This window comes from Vibrio sp. B1ASS3, from assembly GCF_905175355.1.
GTDB classification, from domain to species: domain Bacteria; phylum Pseudomonadota; class Gammaproteobacteria; order Enterobacterales; family Vibrionaceae; genus Vibrio; species Vibrio owensii.
The window spans coordinates 1,312,176-1,325,614 of sequence record NZ_HG992743.1; the positions used below are offsets into that span (position 1 = coordinate 1,312,176).

The following is a 13,439-nucleotide window of genomic DNA, read 5'->3' on the forward strand; positions in this document are numbered from 1 at the left end:
AAGTGTTATTTTATTTGAACAAACCAAAAATGAAATATACATTGATTAAGCCGTCTTTATCAGGGTTAAGACGAAAAGCTTGTCACATGGAAGTGACACTCCATAAGAAAGGAATTAAAGTGATTTTAGGTTATATATTTTCAAATATAACAGTTGTAAATATATAGCCGATTAATAAACCTGTTTAATATCGCAATGAAATACCTTTTAAATAGAAGTTTAAAAGATAAGAATTAAATATATTTGAAATATATTATTTCTTTACGTCAGTTGTAGCACGTTAAAATAGACATCCCATTTACTTATTGCGATTGAAAAGAACAAAAAAAAGGACGCTGAATCAGCGTCCTTTTTCGTTTTTACTTCTTATTACTTGCCTGCTTATCGAGTTGCGGCAAGGCCTTTGGTATCGCCCACTTAAGGCGTTTTGGCTTCAGCGCTTGTATCCCTTTCCAAAGCGCATTCATCAAGCTTGCGTCCTCCTGCCCCTCTTGTAGGCGCTGTGAACGCTTCTGCCAAACGTCAGTGTTACTGGCCTTACTCATTTCAAGACCACCTGTGTTGCTTCTCAGCTGCTTATACAAGCTTGCTCGAGCAGCGCCCCATCGATTCGCTTTCACCATTCGTCTGAATGCCAACCAAGGCGGCGTAGGACGAGAACGATAATAACGGTGAATGCTCAAGGCGGCGATAACGAGAACAAATAGCGTCACTGCGCTGCCAATCAACCAGCCCGAATAAGCTCTAACAAACGATTTGAATGTATGCTTGGCTTTGAAGGTCTTGCCCTCAATCACCACCGTTTCCAACTCTTTACTCTTGCTGTTCCACCATTGGAACTTGTGTTCCGGCAAGGTGAACTCACCGCCCTGTTGGATCACATACACACTTTCTTCTATTCGACTCGATTGGTAATCGCCACGTGTTTGCTTATCGTCTAAGCGGTTTGGTTGAGGATATGCTTGATAACTGGCAGTAGAATCATTGGATAACAAGTCTGGAAGCAAGACTGACAAACTGTCTTGTGCGTTGATCGTTATGGTGCGAGTGATTGCATCACCGACTTTCAGCTCATCGTTAGACGTTGTCCATTTCTGATCCACACTCACCTTAGTCGAGGTAAACCACGCAGAGTCATCACTGAGTAACCCAGAAGGCATAGACGCTTCGAACTTAATTGGCTGCGTATAAAGCGTACCAGCCACTTTTGAACCATCAGGCGCAGAGACTTGCACACCCACGGCGACAGGTGGAATCACAAACTGCCCTGAGGCTTGTGGATACAAAGTTATTTCCCAACGCTGACGAGACCACGTTTGCCCCCCTTTACGCTCGGTATAGTTGGTTGCTAATTGGTTGCGCTGCTTTGCAATCACGTTGGGGATTTCTACGCTGCCAATGCGTGTACCACCAGTGAACCAACGAGGCGTTGCAACTTCGATGTACAAGATCACCTGCTCATTCACACTGAACTTATGGGCTTCCTTCGTATCGGCCCCTGCTCCCTGCTTGCCAACCCACGCTAATAACTCTACGTCATTGCTGCGCTGCAAGTCTTGAATATCTTGTGCGTTCGCCAAACCAGTAAAAAGCAAAGTAAACATCATCAAGATGGTGCTTAGACGCCCAACCATGGAGTCAACGCCAAGTTTGAATGCATTCATCATTGTGCTTGCTCCTCTTCTTGTTGTCGTTGCGGTTGTGGCTGCGGTTCCGTTTTCACGGGCTCACGCAGTTGAATTTGGAATTTAGCGCGCAAAAAGTACTTGGGATCGGCCTCCACGCGTTTTAACCACTTATCCGCCAGTTCTTGGCTGCCAAGGATTTCGTTCGCATTGAGTTTCTCTTTCAGCATTAATTCAGCAGCGGTTTTTTCGTCTGCCCCATCTGCCGTTTGCGGGTTGTCACCCAGTTCAAACGACTCTTCGGGTCCGTCTGTTGTCCCCGCTTGGCTTTCACTGGTGCGGTTTATCTCTTCGACAATGCCACCAATGACTTTTAGGTTGTGCTCGACGTCTGGTCGCAATTGCTCACTCAAGGTGTCTTTGTCTGCCAGTGTTTGCAACAAATTACGTGCGGCCAAATACTCACGTTGACGTGCCAACGCACTCGCAGCGTTGTACAAGCCATAGTCTTTTACCGCATCTGATGGATCGTTTTGCATCTCCAAGAAAGCGGTATGAGCCAGTTTGTATTCGCCTGCGTAGTAATAAGCTGTCCCTTTACGCAACGGATCCGTAAAGTGCTTTGCTGCCTCAAGGTATTCGTTTTTGTTGAACAAACGTTGCCCTTGTTGATTTGGCGTGAGCCATAAATCCCACCACCATTGAGATGCTTTATCCCAGACGGTTACCTCTTGCACCACTTCAGGCTTATCCGCTTTGAGCGAGACGGTTTCCGCCATTGCTTTTGGCGTCATAAACAAAGACGTTGATACCATAGCCACCACACACCATTGCACTAGCCAGCCTTTACGGAACCAAAGCATCATAATGAGAGCAATTGGGAACAACAGTTGATAGCCCATGTCTTTCCAAGGCATTGATGATTCGCCATTGAGTTGCATGTTTCGCTCAACAAAACGGTTCAGCTTGTCTATGTCGCTGTTGTCTATCGTCACTTCAACAAGGCGTCCACCTGTCGCGCTGGCAAGATTATTTAACGAGTCCAAATCGACCGGGTTGTTAGAAACAATGTCCGAGTTACCCGCAGCCAAGATAAGCAATTGATAAGGCTTGTCTGCAAAGTAGTTTTTGTAAGCGGTAATGGTTGCCGGATTGACGCCATCCGTAACCAACAGAACCGTAGAACCCGGTTGGCCTTGTAATTGTTGGTCAATCAAAGGCAACGCCGTTTCAGCAAGTTTACCTTCAACTGGCATGATTTCTGGTGTTATCGCCGCTAGAAACGGTTCGAATACTTTGCTGTCTTGCGTCACAGGCATTGCGACATGAGCAGAACCCGCATACACAACCAACCCAGTGCTACCACCTTTTCGTGCTGCCAATAGGTCACGGATCTTTTGCTTTGAGCGTTCCAAACGGCTTGGCGGAAGATCTTTTTGCAACATCGAATCGTTGTTATCTAACACCACCAGCATGGAGGCTTTGTCTTCGCCAAACGGTGAAGCTTGGCGCTCCCAAGAAGGCCCAGCACAGATGATGATGGCAATCGCTACTATCACCATAAGCAGCTTGAGCGGCAGTTGCTTTCGCCAACCATAGTCGCCAATCGTCAGGGCTTTGCGTAAGTGTTCTGGAAGAATGTCTTTCCAGCTTGGTTTGGATTCTTCTCGCCACCTCAACCAAAGCAAAAGAAACATCGGGATGAACGCCAATAGCCACATTGGACGAATGAAATGGAACTGTGTGACAAACTGTTCTAGCCCCATACTAGAGAAAGGAGAATTAAACATGGCGCCCTCCTTCTACTTTTGCTTCTGTAGAACCTTCACTGTTCACTGATAGGCGGCGACGCTTGAATGTCGCCAACGAGAACGCGGTTAGGTACATCGCAACCACCAAAACCATTAAGTAATGATGCAAACTTTGCTTAGGACGGTAAGTGGTACTCTCATAAAGCTGTGGCTCTAACTTACCAATCTCATCATAGGCTTTAGCAAGTTCGTCACGGTTGAGCGCTTCAAACGCCTCACCACCGGATTCTTTGGCAATACGTTTGATCGTATTCATATCTAGTGCAGTTTCACCCACGGTTTGTGGATCACCCATTGCAATCACGTGGATACGTACATCTTTGGCTTTCGCGACTTTCGCCGCATCAATCGGCTCAACGAAGCTTCCGGTATCATTACCATCCGTTAGAACAATGGCGACTTTTTCTTTGCTCTCTTCTACGTCGGTACGCGACTTTTCGCTTTGCTCAAACACCTTAATCGCCAAACCAATTGCATCACCTAAGTGAGTGCTTTGCCCAGCCATCGCCACATCCGTTTGGTTAAGCAACTCTAGCCATACTTTTTGATCGGGCGTGAATGGCGTTTGCACAAATGCCGCATCGCCGAACAAGATCAAACCTAAGCGGTCGCCTTTGCGCGTTTTGGCAAAGTCACTCAAAACTTCTTTGGCTGCATCGAGACGAGAGATCTTCTCACCGGTTTTGGATGTGAAGTCTTGCTCTGCCATTGAGCCAGACAAATCTACAACGACCATAACATCACGCCCCAAGCTTTCACGCACCTGTGGCTCACCAAGCACTGTCGGCTTTGCCATTGCGGTCACGACCAAAAGCCAAGAGATGATGAGCGTTGCGCGCTGCCACCAACTAGGAGTGAGTTGGCTTGCGCCTTCTGACGGCGTTTCACCAATGGCGTCCACAAGCTGACTAAAGAACGGCACTTTGATGGCCATTTGTTTGGTGCGGTAAGCTGGAACGAGGAAATACACCACCAAAGGCAGCGGTAAGATGATGAACCAAAGCGGATGCTCAAATTCAATGCTGCTCATGCCAAGCCATGAGGCAAGAAGATCACCCATGGCGACCTCCTTTTAATGCACGCGCTTTGTAGGCAAGCGTGCGCTTTTCAATGTTGTGAGCGTTCTCATCGTGCTCTTTCACCCACTCAGTTGCGCGTTCAAGAAGTTGTAAACGCTCTGTTTTTTCCAGTTCAATACTTGGGTCAACGATACTTTGCAGCCATCGCTTCGAGACTTCGTCATCAAACATTTTATGCTTAGGGTTAAGCTCATCTAACTTGCGCAGGAACGCAGTGTCAAACAAGCGAGCATGAGAGCTATCAAGATGAATCAAGACGATTTTCAGAATCGAGAACAGCGCTTTCGGCATGCTGGCGTCATCTGGAGTCAAACGAGAAATCGCTTCAATAGCTTCTTTACGGTAACGGTTATCCCACCAGTGGTGTGCCAGTCGGTAGCCGACATGCATGAGTACAATCGCACCGACAATTGCAAGGATCTTCCAACCAATGGTTTGCGGCACCCAGCTTACGCTTTCTGGCACCGCGACATCATGCAGCTCACGCAGAATATACGTGCTTGGAGGCGTGTGTAAGTCTGTCATTTATCGACCTCCAACGAGTTTTTGGAATTGAGTAATGTGGTCACCGGTTGTATCGATTTCGATATGAGGCAGCTTTTTGATCGCCATGAGTTGTGCCAATGATTGACGTTGTAACTGAGCTTTCTCAACCAAGCTGGCGCTGGCTGCATCGACTTTGGCTTTACTGTCTAGGTTTAGCTGGTAACGACCATCACCAATAACCCATTTCACTTTCGCCAAATCTTGAGGAAGCGACTGCTCTAAAGGATCGCTTACCATCACCGCGAGAACATCGTTGTGCTGTTGAAGCTGCTTAAGATGATCAAGATGGTGCTCTTCGCAATCGCGCCAATCACTGATGAAAATCAGCGTGGATTGTTTTAGCTTCATCCGTTTAATGAGCTCAATCCATTTACTAAACGTCACTTTGTCTGAATCTAACGAGTCCACATTTAAGCGCTGGTTGGCTTGAGAGAGTCGTTTCAGTTGAGCGAGCAAATCGTTTTGGGAACGCTGAGCTTTGCTGTGATATAAAGCAGAGTCAGAGGCGATAACAAACCCGACTCGGTCACCGTCTTTCAATACTCGCCAACCACACATAGCCGCCACTTCAGCAGCAACCACAGATTTCATGACCTCGGTAGAGGCGAAAAACATCGCACTGCGCTGATCTACACAAACAATCACATTACGATCTTTTTCTTCGGTGTAACTGCGCACATGAGGCTTGCCTGTGCGCATGGTGACTTTCCAGTCGAGGTTTCGGATGTCGTCCCCTAGTTGGTAGTGACGCAGTTCTTCAAAGTTCAAACCACGTCCGCGGAACAATGAGTTATGACGACCAGAAAGCACACTGCCCGCTTTTAAGTGAGGCAGTAAGCTGAAGGATTCGGCTTGCGCTTGTAAACGCACCAAGCGTGAGTAATCGCAATACAAGCGAGGGTCGAGCCCTTGGGATTGAGGAGCAAGCGTTGGCTTTGCCATAGTCCCTCCCGCTTATCCGATTTCTACACAATCAAGCAACTCTTGCACTACACGTTGATGATCAACACCATCGGCAAGCGCATCGTAAGAAAGTGAGAAGCGATGTCCCAGCACCGAAGGCACCATTGCACGCACATCATCAGGCGTTACATGGTCACGCCCTTGTAGCCACGCATAAGCGCGCGCACATTTGTCTAAGGCAATAGAGGCACGAGGGCTTGAGCCAATTTCAATCCATTTTTGTAGCTGAGAATCGGCGTAACGCTCCGGTTTACGTGTCGCCATGACTAGCGCCACAATGTAGTTCTCGACTAAATCGGAAACAGTAATGTTTGGTAATTGGCGTCGCGCTTCAATAACGAGCTCTGGTTCAATGTGTTGTGGCGTCACTAATTCGCTACTGGTTTCTGAACCCAACTCTTCGCTGCGCACCAAGCGAATAATGTCACGCTCTGCTTCATCTTCTGGGTAGTCGACAGTCACTTTCATAATAAAGCGGTCCATCTGCGCTTCTGGCAATGGGTAAGTACCCTCTTGTTCAACTGGGTTTTGTGTTGCAAGTACCATGAACAACTCAGGCAAAACGTGGGTCTTATCACCCACCGTAATCGTACCTTCTGCCATCGCTTCTAGCAGTGCAGCTTGTACTTTTGCTGGCGCACGGTTCACTTCATCCGCCAACACAATGCTGTTGAAGATTGGTCCCGGTTGGAAGTGCAACTGAGGCTTACCATCCAACTCTTGGTACACTTCGGTACCTGTTACGTCTGAAGGTAATAAGTCGGGAGTAAACTGAATACGACCAAAGCTGGTGTTAAGTAGGTTTGCAAGTGACTTTACCGAGCGCGTTTTTGCCGTTCCCGGTAAGCCCTCTAAAAGTACGTGACCATTGGTCAGTAACCCTATCACTAAAGCCTGAACCACATGGCTTTGTCCAATGACGCTTTTTTCAGTTTGTTCGATTAATTCATTAATGGCTTGTTGTGCGTGGTTCATAGTCTACCTATTGAGTTTACGGGAGCCTGAGCGTTAAAAGTTGAGTATAAGACTGAAAGTAATAACTAAAGGTTATATTCGCTATATTCACCTGAGTTGTAAGACTTTATTAACCTTGATATGCCAACCAGAATTGGCAGCGAATGGTCAAAGAACATTTTTATTCCCGGACACAAGTAGTTTAGACCAGCCTCACCATTCGGCGCGGTAAGTAGCCGATTTTTTGGGCATTCTCCCCAGCAATACTTCAAATATGGGCAATCAAGGCAGTATTGCGGCAAAGAAGACTTTTTCGCCATGCCAAAGCTGTATTGACGAGTCGAGATTGCAATTTCATTCAGAGATCGGTCATGAATGTTAGCCAGCTGGTATTCCGGATAAACGTAGTGATCACAGCTAAACACGTCTCCATTGTGTTCAATCGCTAGTCCTTTGCCGCAGAACTCTGCACTAACACACAACTGCGAAGGCATCCCCATCACTTGCGCGACGGCGGTTTCGAACAGGTTGACCAAGACTCTACCAAGATCGTTGTTCACCCACTCTTCAAATACAGCAATAAGAAACTCGCCCCACTCTTCTGCATCGACCGACCAATCCGTAACGACCGACATCAAATGCCCCGGCTTTGCTAATTCGCTGCCAAGTTTTGGCGACATGTTTTCTTTCCAAAAATGGGGAGCGGTTTGAGTGAAAGAGCGAGGTTCAACACAAGGTGTGAATTGGATATAAGTGACGCCGAGTTCTTGAGTAAGAAAGCGATACACTTCGAGCGGATATTTGGCGTTAAAGCGGTTTACTGTCACCAACGCATTGAATGACACATTATGACGCTTCATCAGATCAACGGCTTGCATGACGCGTTGAAAGGTCGGTTTACCACTTCGGGTTTTGCGGTATTTATCGTGGATAAATTCAGGGCCATCTATCGATAGACCAACCAGAAAACCATGGTCATGCAGAAACTGACACCAAGTCTCGTTCAATAAAAGACCATTAGTTTGAAGGTCGTTTTCGATGCGAACGCCCGGCTTAGCGTATTTGTTCTGCAGTTCGACGATCTTCTTGAAGTAATCCAATCCCAACAGTGTTGGCTCACCACCCTGCCAAGAAAACACAATCTCGTCACCGTCTTGGCTTTCGATATAGCTCTTTATGAATGCCTCAAGTGTTGCATCATCCATTTTTGGCTGAGTACCTTGATTGAGTAATTCATCTTTATGCAGATAAAAACAGTACTGACAATCGATATTGCATTTCGCCCCGCCCGGTTTCGCCATCACGTGAAAACGTCGTTCAACTTTTTCACTGTTAGATGCAAACGCCGTTTTGAGGGGAGTTAATGCCATTTGAGTGGTATGAATGTGAGTTTGTTTTTTCATAAAGAACGATCTCGAAAGCAGAAGAAAGTCAGCGCCCAAGTTGGGCGCTGTATTTAAGGACAATAACTAGGGTCTATCGACCTATGGACAAAACGTTATTTCGGAACAAACGAGCCCGGAGCCATACGCGGCGGGTACTCTTTGAAGGTTTCCATGACCTCTTTTACTTTTTCGACCGCAGGCATCATCAAGAATGAACGTTCGTACATCCAACGGTCGTAACCCATACCAGTATCACCACGCTCAAATGGGTCGATACTCAAATCATAGATTTGTGGTACACGGAGTTTGGTAAATGGTTTCTTCCAGATATCCAAACCTGTTTCGTTTTCTTGGATCATGAAGTGGTATTTGTATTTACCGTAGCGTAGAGCCAGTAAATCGCCGTCATCACTCCAGTAAACAAACTCGTTGCGAGCAGACTTGTCCGTTTTACCTGTTAGGTATGGCAGTTGGTTGTAACCGTCTAAGTGAACGTTGTAGTTCATATCGCCCACTTTCTTGCCTTTCAACAGCTCTTCTTTGACGTTGCTGTTGCCCGCGGCAGCGACCAATGTTGGTAAGAAGTCTTCCAGAGACACAATGCCGTTAAACGTCGTGCCCGCTTGGATATGACCCGGCCACTTAATTACTGCAGGAACGCGGAAGCCACCTTCCCAGCCAGTGTTTTTCTCACTACGGAATGGCGTCATACCCGCGTCTGGCCACAAGTTGATCATTGGACCATTATCTGTGGTGTAAACAATGATGGTGTTGTCATCGACGCCAAGCTCTTTAATCTTATTGAGCAAGTGGCCAATTTGATCATCGTGTTGCTTCACACCATCGGCGTAGAAACCTGCGCCTGTTTTACCTTTGTAGTCGTCTGGAACGTGCGTGAAGTTGTGCATGCGCGTGGTGTTAAACCACGTAAAGAATGGCTTGTCGGCTTTGACTTGTTTCTCGATAAACTTCTCAGCTTCATCTAGGAACTCGTCATCAACCGTTTCCATGCGTTTGCGCGTCAATGGACCCGTGTCTTCAATCTTGCCATCCGCATAAGAGTGGATCACACCACGAGGACCGAACTTCTTCTTGAATTCAGGATCTTGTGGGTAGTCTACGTTCTCCGGCTCTTCTTCCGCATTTAAGTGGTAAAGGTTGCCAAAGAACTCGTCGAAACCGTGGTTGGTCGGCAAGTGTTCATCGCGGTCGCCAAGGTGGTTTTTACCAAATTGACCCGTTGCGTAACCAAGGTCACGTAGCAATGTCGCAATAGTTGGATCTTTCTCAGAAATCCCTTCTTTCGCTCCTGGCAAACCTACCTTAGACAAGCCGGTACGTTTTGGCATTTGTCCCGTGATGAACGCAGAGCGACCTGCGGTTGAGCTTTGCTGAGCGTAGAAGTTCGTAAACTTAGCACCGTCTCTTGCAATGCTATCAATGTTTGGTGTGCTGTAAGCCAGCATGCCACCGTTGTATGCACTCAAGTTCCAGTAACCGACATCGTCACCAAAGATAACAAGAATGTTAGGCTGTTCTGCCGAATAAGCGGTCGCTGATGCCGCTCCAATCGCAAGCGTGCAAGCGTTTAATACCAGCTTCTTGCCGCGTTTTTTATCGTGGTTTGCCATAAAAGGGCTCCATAAATCCGTTGCTGCTAATCTTGGTAGAAAATCAGATACCAAGATTTGATTAAGATAAAACTTGTTATTTGACGGATAAATAGAGTTCAGATACGTTGATATATAAATTTAGTTTATGGGTAACAAGATGGACTTAAACTTGATTCAAACATTTTTGGTGGTGGCAGAGTATCAGTCCTACACCAAAGCGGCCGACCATTTAGGCCTTACGCAACCTGCGGTGAGCGCTTCGATTAAACGGCTCGAACAAGTGGTCGGAAAACAGCTTTTCGTCAAACAAGGACGAGGGATCGCCCCTACTTCGACCGCGTATCAACTCATGCCGCAGTTTCGTCAGGCAGTGAGCATCGTAGACAACGCCATTTCAGAAAGAACCACTTTTCAAGTCTGCTGCTCCGAAACCTTACTCCACAGTTTAAATCCGATTGAAAACGTGGTTTTCCACGAGTCTCCACCGGAAAAGTACTTGTTGTTTGAACAAATTCGTCAGCAAAAAATGGACTTGGTGATTGATACCATCATCACCAAAGACTCCGCTTTCGTGATTGAAAACGCCTACAATGAACCCGCAATGATCATCTGCCGTCAAAGTCACCCAAGAATCCAAGGGACGTTGAGTCGGGAGGATTTTTATCGCGAAAATCACTGTATGTTTTCAGGTAAATGGAATAACACTTCTGGCTTCGAACAGCTGGCAAAAGAGCCTATTCAGGAGCGAAATGTAGAGATCGTAACGTCATCTTTGGCAGGCATGGCAATGTACGTTGCACAGCGAGATTGCTTAGGTGTTGTTTCTCGTTCGTTTGCGATGAAATGGAGTAAGGCACTCAAGTTACAGGTCCTTGAGTGCCCAATTGAAATCGACCATATTCCTTATAAGTTCGTGTATCACAAGCGTGATGAGCACAATCCTGCTCATCAACGCTTAAGGGAACAGGTCAAGCAACAACTTGAGTTTGCCCATGCCGCTCCTATTGATTTATAGACGCTCTTAAACGCTGAATCACATCAGCTGGCGCAAACTCTCCTAGTTGCTTCAAACACTGCTCAAAAGCAAATGCAACTGAGCCATCTTTGTAGTTTCTAGCCAGCACCCCACATTCCGCAAACAAGTGCTGTGGGTTGCCTCCCACTTTGTAAGCGGTGTTCAACGCTTTGCTGGCCGCAAGCACGTCTGATTTCTCCAGAGCGAGCCCATAAACATACCAATACTGTGGGTTTCGCTCTGCGGTTTCCGCTGCTTGTTTTAGGTATTGGTTGGCTTTCACACTGTCACCCACTCGCAACCAAGCTAATCCTGCACTGTATGGCAAAGCACTCGATTTCGGCTGAGCTTCAATCCCTTCCATCAAGGTTTCTAATGCTTTTTTGTCGTTGCCCTGCGCACGATACAAGTCGGCTAAGTTTGCATAGCTGTTCTCGAAATAAGGTTCTATTTCAATCGCCTTTTGGTAAGACGCAATGGCTTTGTCTGTGTCACCAAGGTCTCGATAGACATTCGCTAGGTTCGTTCGCCCAAAGCCTCGGTCAGCATTAAAGCGTTGGATTGCCATGTAGTCTTCCAATGGCTGTTTGATCTTGTCACGCTGCAGAAGATTCATTTCCGGATAATGGCGAACCAATGCACCTGCGGCTTCTGCACGCACAGATAAGACAGGATCGCTCAGTAATGGTTCGAGGATTTGCCAGCGGTCACTGAACTCATAACCAGAAGACCCAGCAACAGCGCCTAGACGAATCATGTCACTTTCATGCTTCACCGCACGAGCCAGAGATACCAAGGTATTTTGACCAGTATTGCCGCCCATGCGCTCTAACGCAGAGGCACGAATAATGTCACTCAACGATGAGTCTTGAGCGGAATACGCTAACGCATCAGGCGCGCCGCGATGACCAATAGAATCGGCGTAGAATGCCACTGCAAAGTGTTGTTGGTTACGGTATTTCGAATTCGGGAACCACTCGCCTATTTTCTGATCCGCCCACTGGTTGGTTTCGTCTTCATGGCATGATGTACAGACGTTTGGCGTATTGATGTGTTGGCTTAGATCCGGACGTGGCACATGCCAACTGTGGTCACGACGCGGGTCAACTTGCATGTAGGTCGTTTCCGGCATGTGACAAGTGGTGCATTGAGATGCCTCGGTATTTGCCTCATGGAACGTGTGATTCTCCGGCATGTAGTCAGATGCAATATGGCACTGAGCACAAACCGCTTCTTCAGGGATTTTTAACTCTGCGGTATGAGGGTCGTGACAGTTGGTACAGGTTACCCCTTTCTCTGCCATGGCTGACTGTAAAAATGAGCCATAAACGTAATCTTCATCGTAGATTTGACCATCGTGATAATAGAGCTCTGGTGTAATTAAGCTGAGGCGATATTTATCTAGGAACGAGCCTTTAACGTGGTCTGCACTTTCATTTAACTGTGTACGACGACTATGGCACTGCGCACAGGTTTGAACTTGATGAGTCATCGCGATTTCTTTTGGCTGGAGCGTACTGTGCCCTTCTTCGTAGACCCACTCTTTTACTGCCATACCTAAATCTCGGTCAAAACCATAGTGGTTCGCTGAGGCGATTGTATTCCCCGATTTTTCCGCTTGTTTGGCAAGCTCTACGTGTTCACTGGCTGGGCCATGACATGCTTCGCAACCGACATTGATTTCTGACCAGGTCGTCGAATACGTATTGGCTGTTGCATCGTAGTTTTTTTCTAGATTGGTTGAATGGCAATCGGCGCACATGAAGTTCCAATTCTGACCCGTGTTCGTCCAGTAGAACTCATCTTTTGGGGTGGTATCGGGATAAAGATGGAACCAGCGCTGTCCGCCTTCTTGCTTGGTTCTCGAATCCCAAGCGAAAGGAATTAACTGCACACGTCCGTCTTCGAATTCCACCATGTATTGTTGAAGCGGCTCCCACGCAAAGGTGTAGCTGATTTTGTAGTCATGCCACTCACCATCAGGCCCTTGGATATTGACCCAATACTCTTCCCCTTTTCGATAGAAGCGATTTGGCTTCCCTTCAAAGGTGAATGTGTGGTCATCAAAGTCACCGAGAACAGATTCCGCATCGGCGTGACGCATCGCCATATCGTGATGAGAACCTTGCCACGCTTCGGTTTCTTTCTTGTGGCAATCAATACACGCTTCACTACCAACGTAGGTAAGCGTTGAGGAATCGATTGATTTAGGTGTGTCCGTCCCTACTCGCTGCTCAACAAGAGGTTCTTGTGAAGAAAGCGTTTCTTGTGCAAACAGAGAAAAACTGACGAGCGCTGCTAGGCCGATCAGAGCCTGCTTCCAACATGCCCACTGAGTCATAACTGTCCTTGTGTGTGATTCTTTTTATTCTAAAAACAAATATAGTTGAGATTTTGAGCAAAATGACTGAAATGTAAGAAAAACTTCCAGCCGACATCACAAAGAGG

At 47.0% G+C, this 13,439-nt stretch carries 10 protein-coding genes; 1 reads left to right on the forward strand and 9 read right to left on the reverse strand.

Annotation, left to right across the window (positions count from 1 at the left end):
- Positions 1-359 precede the first annotated feature (359 nt).
- The 8 genes from KJB05_RS24270 to KJB05_RS24305 form a co-directional block, all read right to left on the reverse strand.
- Positions 360-1,667: a BatD family protein gene (locus KJB05_RS24270; RefSeq protein WP_208446115.1), complete on the reverse strand. Its 1,308-nt coding sequence runs from the start codon at positions 1,665-1,667 to the stop codon at positions 360-362.
- Positions 1,664-3,415: a VWA domain-containing protein gene (locus tag KJB05_RS24275; RefSeq protein ID WP_208446114.1), complete on the reverse strand. Its 1,752-nt coding sequence runs from the start codon at positions 3,413-3,415 to the stop codon at positions 1,664-1,666. The genes KJB05_RS24270 and KJB05_RS24275 overlap by 4 nt, the downstream gene beginning before the upstream one ends.
- On the reverse strand, positions 3,408-4,496 hold the full coding sequence (locus tag KJB05_RS24280; protein WP_208446113.1) for a VWA domain-containing protein: 1,089 nt from the start codon (positions 4,494-4,496) through the stop codon (positions 3,408-3,410). Before KJB05_RS24280 ends, KJB05_RS24275 begins: the two co-directional genes overlap by 8 nt.
- Positions 4,489-5,040 (reverse strand): DUF4381 domain-containing protein, encoded by a 552-nt coding sequence (locus KJB05_RS24285; protein ID WP_208446112.1) that lies wholly within the window; start codon positions 5,038-5,040, stop codon positions 4,489-4,491. Before KJB05_RS24285 ends, KJB05_RS24280 begins: the two co-directional genes overlap by 8 nt.
- A complete protein-coding gene (locus KJB05_RS24290) occupies positions 5,041-6,003 on the reverse strand; it encodes a DUF58 domain-containing protein (RefSeq protein WP_038896274.1) in 963 nt (320 codons plus the stop codon).
- A 12-nt stretch (positions 6,004-6,015) separates the two neighbouring features.
- Positions 6,016-6,999, reverse strand: a complete 984-nt coding sequence (locus KJB05_RS24295) for a MoxR family ATPase (RefSeq protein WP_038896273.1) — start codon at positions 6,997-6,999, stop codon at positions 6,016-6,018.
- Between the two features lie 65 nt (positions 7,000-7,064).
- Positions 7,065-8,381 carry an anaerobic sulfatase maturase gene (locus KJB05_RS24300; protein ID WP_208446111.1) on the reverse strand — a complete coding sequence of 439 codons (1,317 nt, stop codon included), beginning with the start codon at positions 8,379-8,381 and terminating at the stop codon, positions 7,065-7,067.
- Positions 8,382-8,476: 95 nt separating this feature from the next.
- Positions 8,477-9,994, reverse strand: coding sequence for an arylsulfatase (locus tag KJB05_RS24305; protein WP_045414723.1), 1,518 nt, complete (start codon positions 9,992-9,994; stop codon positions 8,477-8,479).
- A 127-nt stretch (positions 9,995-10,121) separates the two neighbouring features.
- On the opposite strand from KJB05_RS24305, the gene KJB05_RS24310 reads away from it, so the two are divergent.
- Complete coding sequence (locus KJB05_RS24310; RefSeq protein ID WP_199458359.1) at positions 10,122-10,991, forward strand: LysR family transcriptional regulator; 870 nt, start codon at positions 10,122-10,124, stop codon at positions 10,989-10,991.
- On the opposite strand, the gene KJB05_RS24315 is transcribed toward KJB05_RS24310, so the two are convergent.
- Complete coding sequence (locus KJB05_RS24315) at positions 10,978-13,332, reverse strand: multiheme c-type cytochrome (RefSeq protein WP_208446110.1); 2,355 nt, start codon at positions 13,330-13,332, stop codon at positions 10,978-10,980. The two genes, KJB05_RS24310 and KJB05_RS24315, sit on opposite strands and share 14 nt — an antisense overlap.
- Positions 13,333-13,439 lie beyond the last annotated feature (107 nt).

What these genes read in the sequence shown, in the direction of transcription:
- KJB05_RS24270 (WP_208446115.1), bottom strand. Translation starts at nt 1,667, where the DNA reads ATGATGAATGCATTCAAACTTGGCGTTGACTCCATGGTTGGGCGTCTA.
- KJB05_RS24275 (WP_208446114.1), bottom strand. Translation starts at nt 3,415, where the DNA reads ATGTTTAATTCTCCTTTCTCTAGTATGGGGCTAGAACAGTTTGTCACA.
- KJB05_RS24280 (WP_208446113.1), bottom strand. Translation starts at nt 4,496, where the DNA reads ATGGGTGATCTTCTTGCCTCATGGCTTGGCATGAGCAGCATTGAATTT.
- KJB05_RS24285 (WP_208446112.1), bottom strand. Translation starts at nt 5,040, where the DNA reads ATGACAGACTTACACACGCCTCCAAGCACGTATATTCTGCGTGAGCTG.
- KJB05_RS24290 (WP_038896274.1), bottom strand. Translation starts at nt 6,003, where the DNA reads ATGGCAAAGCCAACGCTTGCTCCTCAATCCCAAGGGCTCGACCCTCGC.
- KJB05_RS24295 (WP_038896273.1), bottom strand. Translation starts at nt 6,999, where the DNA reads ATGAACCACGCACAACAAGCCATTAATGAATTAATCGAACAAACTGAA.
- KJB05_RS24300 (WP_208446111.1), bottom strand. Translation starts at nt 8,381, where the DNA reads ATGAAAAAACAAACTCACATTCATACCACTCAAATGGCATTAACTCCC.
- KJB05_RS24305 (WP_045414723.1), bottom strand. Translation starts at nt 9,994, where the DNA reads ATGGCAAACCACGATAAAAAACGCGGCAAGAAGCTGGTATTAAACGCT.
- KJB05_RS24310 (WP_199458359.1), top strand. Translation starts at nt 10,122, where the DNA reads ATGGGTAACAAGATGGACTTAAACTTGATTCAAACATTTTTGGTGGTG.
- KJB05_RS24315 (WP_208446110.1), bottom strand. Translation starts at nt 13,332, where the DNA reads ATGACTCAGTGGGCATGTTGGAAGCAGGCTCTGATCGGCCTAGCAGCG.